Consider the following 7,657-nt stretch of genomic DNA (forward strand, 5'->3'; position numbering starts at 1 on the left):
CTCTTACATAGGCTTTATATTCTTCTTTTTTGAGATTTTTGCAAGGTCATTTCTTCTTAGGTTTTATGAAAGATTTAGAGGAAAGATAGAGGAGGTTTGATAAATTGTGCAAAGGAGACAAGAAGTCTTTTATTTTTACAAGATAAAATTATGCTTTATACAAAATAAAAAAATCTTCGCCTATAACGACGAAGATTTTTAAATAAAATATTGCAGAATTTAACTTTTAAAGGGCTGCAAGGTTGCCAGCGGCAAATTTTCCTGAACGACGATCTTGAAGAACATCATAAGAAATTTTTTGCCCTTCATTAAGATTACTTAGACCAGAACGCTCAACGGCGGAAATGTGTACAAATACATCTGCACTTCCATCACTAGGTTGAATGAATCCAAAACCTTTTGTTGTATTAAACCACTTAACTGTTCCTGTAGACATAGGAAACTCCTTAGATATATAATTATATTGTGTACTGAAGCTATAATTCTTCAATACGGTTTTAGATCGAAATTAGGTGGGAGAAGTTTCGTCAAAAGTGCAGAAAGCACAGGAAAGAAAGTCACGTAACCGAAAATTCGATAAAACTCATATAAGAGCCTTTATAATAAAAAGCAAGCTTTAATTGCTATTTTTTGTACAAAGAAAAAATCGAGAAAGAGTATCAAAAGGCGTATGCTTTTCCACATAGCAAGAACTTTAACTGAAATAACTTTGTAAGGAACGTACTTCAAGGCGCTTTTTCTTGATTGCTTTGATCGCTTCTACGACGGCTTCGGCTCCCGCTATTGTTGTATAATAGGGAACATTTTGCATGAGTGCTGCATAGCGTAATGATTTGGAATCTGAGATGGCACTGGCAGTGCTGGTTGTATTAAAAATCAATTGAATTTGGCGATTACGAATCGCATCTTCAATATGTGGGTGCCCCTCTAAAACTTTGTTGATTTTTTTTGCTTCAACATGATGTTCGGTGAGAAACTTTTGTGTTCCACTTGTGGCAACAACAGAAAAGCCAAGCTCTGTTAAACGTTTTATAGGATTTAAGATGCGCTTTTTATCTTCATCTCTTACAGAAACGAATAAAGTTCCCTCCTTAGGGAGTTTTACACCAGCCCCAAGCTGCGCTTTAGCAAAAGCAAGCGCAAACTCATAGTCAAGTCCCATAACTTCACCGGTTGAGCGCATTTCTGGACCCAGAAGTGTATCAACACCTGAAAAACGAGCAAAAGGAAACACTGCTTCTTTGACGGCAATATGTTGTTTTTTCTGCGAAGAAGGTAATCCACCATAAGCTTGAAGAGCATCGTGAAGCGTTTCTCCTGCCATAATACGTGCAGCCATTTTAGCAATAGGACGACCAATCGTTTTTGCAACAAATGGAATAGTACGTGAAGCACGGGGATTGACTTCTAAGACATAAATGGTGTCATCTTTAATGGCATATTGTACATTCATTAAGCCTCGAACATGAAGTGCTTGTGCTAATGCTTTGGTTTGACGCTCTAATTCAGCGACTATTTTATTTGAGAGCGTATGGACTGGTAAAGAACAAGCTGAATCACCAGAGTGGATACCAGCTTCTTCAATATGTTCCATAATACCAACGATTAGTGTTTCGTTGCCATCACAGAGACAGTCAACATCTACTTCAATCGCTTCTGTTAGATAGGTGTCAAAGAGAAGTGGATTTTTACCAAGCAATATATTGATTTGTTCTGTTTTGTCATTGGGATAACGGGCTTTAATCTCTTCTGGTACTAATTCAGGAACACTTTCAAGCAAATAATTTTGCAAGCTACGCTCATCGCGAATAATTTGCATAGCACGTCCTCCTAAAACATAAGAGGGACGTACAACCAATGGGAATCCTAGTTCATGGGCAATGAGTCGCGCTTGTTCGATAGAGTGAGCAATAGCATTTTGAGGTTGTGTTAAATTAAGTTTAAATAACAGTTTTTGAAAGCGATTTCTATCTTCTGCTAAATCGATGGCGTCAGGTGAAGTGCCTAGGATGGGGATGTTGTGTTTTTCTAGAGCGCTTGCCAATTTCAAGGGTGTTTGTCCGCCAAATTGGACGATGACTCCAACCAACTCGCCTTTTTCTTGTTCTGCTTCTAAAATAGCGATAACATCTTCTGTTGTTAAAGATTCAAAATAAAGGCGATCAGAGGTGTCATAGTCGGTTGAAACTGTTTCAGGATTGCAGTTAATCATAATAGCTTCAAAGCCTGCATCACGTAGTGCAAAAGCAGCATGACAGCAACAGTAATCAAATTCAATACCTTGCCCAATGCGGTTTGGTCCACCGCCTAAAATAGCAATTTTTTTTCGTGCAGAAATGTATGCTTCTGAGTGTTCTACACCTGCAAAGGGAATTTCATATGTTGAATACATATAGGCTGTAGGAGAAGAAAATTCAGCCGCACAAGTGTCAATCCTTTTAAAGACTTGTTTAACATTCAGTGATTTGCGCAAAGCTGCAATGTCATCAGGCTCTTGTCCGGTAAGGGTGGCTAATCGTGCATCTGAAAAGCCCATAGCTTTTAACATACGTAGGTTATTTGCGTCTTGGGGTAATCCATGGATGCGGATACGTTGTTCCATTTCAATGATGGAGGCTATTTGTTCTAAAAACCACGGGTCAATTTTGCTGATTTGGTGAATTTCATTTAAAGATAAGCCAGCGCGCATGGCTTGGGCAATGTAGCGCAGACGATCAGGGCTTGGTATTGCAATGGCTGAGCGTATAGAATTTTTTTCATCACCTTCAGCATGTTCAGGGATTATAATTTCATCAAGACCAGTGAGTCCTGTTTCAAGACCACGGAGTGCTTTTTGCAACGATTCTTGAAAAGTACGTCCAATTGCCATGACTTCTCCTACAGATTTCATCGCAGTCGTGAGGACAGGTAATGAACCAGGAAATTTTTCGAAAGCAAAACGAGGAATTTTGGTCACAATATAGTCAATAGAAGGCTCAAATGATGCTGGTGTTGCACCATCTGTTATATCATTTTTTAATTCATCAAGTGTGTAACCAACAGCCAGTTTAGCTGCTACCTTGGCAATGGGAAAACCTGTTGCTTTTGAGGCAAGCGCTGAAGAGCGAGAAACACGCGGATTCATTTCAATAACAATGAGGCGCCCATTTTCAGGATTGACAGCAAACTGTACATTGGATCCACCCGTTTCAACACCAATTTCACGCAAGACAGCAATCGAGGCATTGCGCATACATTGATACTCTTTATCGGTTAAGGTAAGAGCAGGTGCTACGGTGATAGAATCACCGGTATGAATCCCCATTGGGTCAATGTTTTCAATAGAACAAACAATGATACAGTTGTCGTTCTTATCACGAACAACTTCCATCTCATATTCTTTCCACCCTAAAACACTTTCTTCAATCAATACTTCTGTTGTCGGTGAAGCTTCAAGACCACGTTCAATAATTTCATAAAATTCAGAGCGGTTGTAAGCGATTCCACCGCCAGTCCCACCAAGGGTGAATGAAGGGCGAATAATAGCTGGAAGCCCAACAATATCAAGAGCTTGAACTGCTTTTGCTGTTGCATGGGCAATATAATGTTGTTTGCGATCAGCTTCGGTATATCGCCAGTTGCGCTCAAGTTCTTCAAGTGCTTTGTCAAGCGCAGCACCAGAAAGTTTTTCTTTAAGTTCAGTACGCGTTTTTGCGTGCTGTCGACGATTTTCTTCTTTCAGTTCTGTTGCATTGGCTAACATAGAACGTGGTGTTTCCAAACCAATTTTTGTCATCGCTTGGCGAAATAAAGCACGGTCTTCTGCTTTATCAATAGCATCGGCATTGGCTCCTATCATTTCAACATTATAACGGTCTAAAACACCCATACGTTTTAATGATAAAGCGGTGTTGAGGGCAGTTTGTCCTCCCATAGTGGGTAAAAGGGCATCGGGACGTTCATGGGCAATAATTTTGGCAACGATTTCAGGAGTAATGGGCTCTATATAAGTTGCATCAGCTAGATTTGGATCTGTCATAATTGTAGCAGGATTAGAATTGACCAAAATAATTCGGTAACCCTCTTCTTTTAATGCTTTACAAGCTTGTGTACCTGAATAGTCAAATTCGCATGCCTGACCAATGATAATAGGTCCTGCTCCTATGATAAGAATAGATTTTATATCTGTACGTTTGGGCATGGCTTTTTCCTATAACAAATATCCGTGCATGATTGTGGCAGGCAAAATATTTCCGTTTTGAGGCTACAGTCATTTTATAAGTTAAGTGACAAAGAAAGTAAGCACTAAAATGTCTTTTCCATGCTTTTTTTCATCAAATTGAAGATAAAATTCTTTTTTTGTTTGAGTTATCCAATCAGTATATAAAAAGTATGATATTTGATAAAAAGTAGTAGTTTTCCAAAAAACGAGAATATTCAAGTATACTGTGGGAAATGAAATATAAGCCATTATTTATGGTTCAATAGAGTTTCGTAAAATGAAATAGAAATCTTATCTTGTTATCCCGTAAAATACTAACATTTAGAGAGGTGGTATAGAGCATGAAAATTACATATTAGTTGTTTTGGTTGGAGTATGTGATAAAATTTAGTGTAGGATTTGTTTGTAGACTTATGAACTGAATCCTATAAAATAGTTGCGGTTGGGATATATTAAACAAAAAGTTAGATTGTTGATAAATCAACTCTGGTTGAAGACTTGATTCTTTAGGCTAGAAAGAAAGTCAATCTATGTATGATTCCATTCCATAAAAGAGTATATTTTAATACAATGACTAAGCAGATAGTTTCAAGATGATCTTGTTTGGTTTTATAAAGTGATTAAAAATATCCTCCCTTTACTTTATGTATAATGTTCAAAACTTTTAAAAATATAAAGAAAATGAAAATGCTAAATATTTCCCAAACGAGAATATTTTGTCTAGAAGATGTCTCAATAGGAAAGCTTTTGGTGGTTAAGTCTAAAAAAGGAATTTGTTATATAGCGTTAGGAGATACTACAGAGCAATTATTACAAGAGTTTACGGTACGCTTTGGTGATGCACAACAAGTTGTGGGTGATAATACATTTAAGAGAGAAGTTGCTCATATTATAGCCATGATAGAAACGCCCAGGTTGGTAAAAAAATATAATTTTCTCTTAGATATAAATGGTACATTTTTTCAACGACAAGTATGGGCGGCACTATGTGATATACCATGTGGTGAAACAATTTCATATGAGGTCTTAGCATGCCGTATTGGTATGCCGAATGCTTTTCGTGCCGTTGCTAATGCCTGTGCACGTAACGAATTGGCTGTTATCATTCCGTGTCATCGTGTTGTGCGTAAAAATGGTTTTATTTCAGGGTATCGCTGGGGGGGCAAACGGAAAAAGATTTTGTTACAAAGAGAACAAAATGAAGGATAAAAAACGAATTTAACTTTGTGTGATGGGCATTATAATGGTTACTGTTGTTCCTTTCATTTCTTTTGAAGTAATTTCAAGTTTTCCTTTGTGTAGTTCTAACAGAGAGCGTGAAATGGCTAACCCAAGACCTGAGCCCGTATGAGATTTAGTAAGTTGATTTTCAACTTGTTCAAAGGGTTGTCCAAGTTTTTTAATTGCTGATTGTGGAATACCAACACCTGTATCTGTAATTTTAAAAATAAGATTATTTTTTTTCTTGAAAGCGCAGACATCAATATTTCCGCCAGAAGGAGTGAATTTAACGGCATTAGAGATGAGATTAAGGAAAATCTGTTTCATTGCACGACCATCAACTTCAGCATGAAGTTCTGGGGTAATGTTTGTTGTAACAGCAATGTTTTTTTCTTGAGCCTGAGGCGTTAGTGTTCGTACTGCTTCACTAATGATAGGTTCAAGATCGGTATTTTTACAATCAAGCGTAAATCTTCCAGCTTCGATTTTTGACATATCAAGGATGTCATTGATAAGGGTTAGAAGATGAGTTCCTGAATTATAAATATCATGCATATATTCCTTATAGCGTTGTGAACCAAGAGGACCAAAGGTTGATTGTAACATGATATCTGAAAAGCCGAGAATAGCATTCAGTGGAGTGCGCAATTCATGAGACATATTGGCTAAAAATTCTGATTTAGCCTTATTGGCACTTTCGGCGCGTTCTTTTTCTGCTTTCAGACTTTTATTAAGTTTTTCAACTTCTGTTGCGCGTTGTTGAGCACTCCCTCTCGCACGTTTGAGTTCTTGAATGAAAGAAAAAAGACGCCTTTCGCTGTCTTCAAATTTTTCCTGTTGTTGTTTAAGTTCAGAAATGTCAGTCCCGATACAAACCAGTCCTCCGTCTTGGGTTCGACGTTCATTAATTTTGAGCCAAAAACCATCTGCAGTTTGGCGAATACTGGTTAAATTACCCGTACCATCATCTTTAAGGGGATATTCACTAAGAGCAGGACGGGTCATGGCTTCGACGGTTGCACGTTGGATACCTGATTGTAGAATTTGTTTAGGAATAGCGGCATATTCACAAAATTTGCTGTTGGACATGACTAAACGTCCCTCAGCATCCCACAAGACAAAAGATTCTGAAATGTTTTCAATCGCATCACGAATACGAAGGTCGGCTTGAGCTGTTTGTTCAGCCAATTGCTGCTGTTCACTAATGTCGAAAGAAATACCAACCAAATGGGGTTCTTCTTCTTCAGTAACTTCGGCGCGCAGTCGCATCCATACATAATGACCATCAGCATGACGCATGGGAACATTGATATCAATATGTTTTTTTTTGCCTCCCATTAATTCTTGAGCAAGATCAAAAAAGTTGGCATCATTTGGATTGATAATGGTGCTAATTTGGGAAATTGAGAGCAATGCATCTTGAGGGACATAGCCGAGCATTTCATACATTGCTCGTGACCAGTAGACGCGTCCGCTTACCATATTCCAATCCCATAGTCCACAACGCCCACGCATCATTGCCATATCAATACGGTTTTGAATTTTTTCTGAAATAAGATCAGTCTTACGTGCTCGTAAAAGTTGATTGTAATAAGCATAAAGAAGAGCAAGAATAATACCACTCGTTCCGATGAATAGAGTTATATTAAGCGAAAAAAATTTGCGCCATTCCATAGCGCTATTTTGCATCTTTTCGCTAATGAATACGCCATATTGTCCATTTTCTGTTTGGTGAAATGAAGCAAGAGCAGGGGTATCTTTGCCTATTGTGATTTTCATAACTCCAGCGTGTTGTCCAAGAGATTGTAAAGCAATGCTGTCAGAGATAAAATCTTGCAAAGGTTTTCCTAGGATGATCTCTGAACTGGATGAAGCCAAGACATTGCCTTTTTCATCAACGATGGCGATGAGAGTGCTGGGATTAATAAGATCTTGATTACGAAAAGTGGAGAGGATATCTTGCAAATGACTATGAGAAAGGGCAGAGCTTTTTTCTTTCTGAGAAACGGCCAATAAGTCATGATCAATTGTATTGGTAATATGAGAAGCTAAGAGAATGATGGTCGAACGTGTGCTTTTATCAATTGTGTTGCGCCAATCATAGATTGATACAAAACGAATTACAGCAAGCGCAATAAGAAATGCCACAATGACAAAGGGAAGTGAGCGTCGCAACCAAGGTTCAATAAAGAGAAGCTTTTGATAGGTAGAGCCAGAAAACAGATGAATACGCTT

4 protein-coding genes are annotated in these 7,657 nt (G+C 38.1%); 1 reads left to right on the top strand and 3 read right to left on the bottom strand.

Going from position 1 to position 7,657, the window contains the following annotated elements:
* Positions 1–226: 226 nt before the first annotated feature.
* Entirely contained in the window at positions 227–436 is a 210-nt protein-coding gene (locus ACFIO3_RS05910) for a cold-shock protein (RefSeq protein ID WP_100128310.1), read from the bottom strand.
* 258 nt (positions 437–694) lie between these two features.
* Complete coding sequence (gene carB / locus ACFIO3_RS05915; RefSeq protein WP_375607744.1) at positions 695–4,180, bottom strand: carbamoyl-phosphate synthase large subunit; 3,486 nt, start codon at positions 4,178–4,180, stop codon at positions 695–697.
* Positions 4,181–4,888: 708 nt separating this feature from the next.
* Here carB and ACFIO3_RS05920 point away from each other — a divergent pair.
* Positions 4,889–5,410, top strand: a complete 522-nt coding sequence (locus tag ACFIO3_RS05920) for a methylated-DNA--[protein]-cysteine S-methyltransferase (RefSeq protein WP_375607743.1) — start codon at positions 4,889–4,891, stop codon at positions 5,408–5,410.
* A 9-nt stretch (positions 5,411–5,419) separates the two neighbouring features.
* Here ACFIO3_RS05920 and ACFIO3_RS05925 read toward each other — a convergent pair.
* The coding region (locus tag ACFIO3_RS05925) for an ATP-binding protein (protein ID WP_375704197.1) at positions 5,420–7,657 on the bottom strand (2,238 nt) is incomplete at its 5' end.

The organism is Bartonella sp. AD328YNZD (assembly GCF_042196425.1).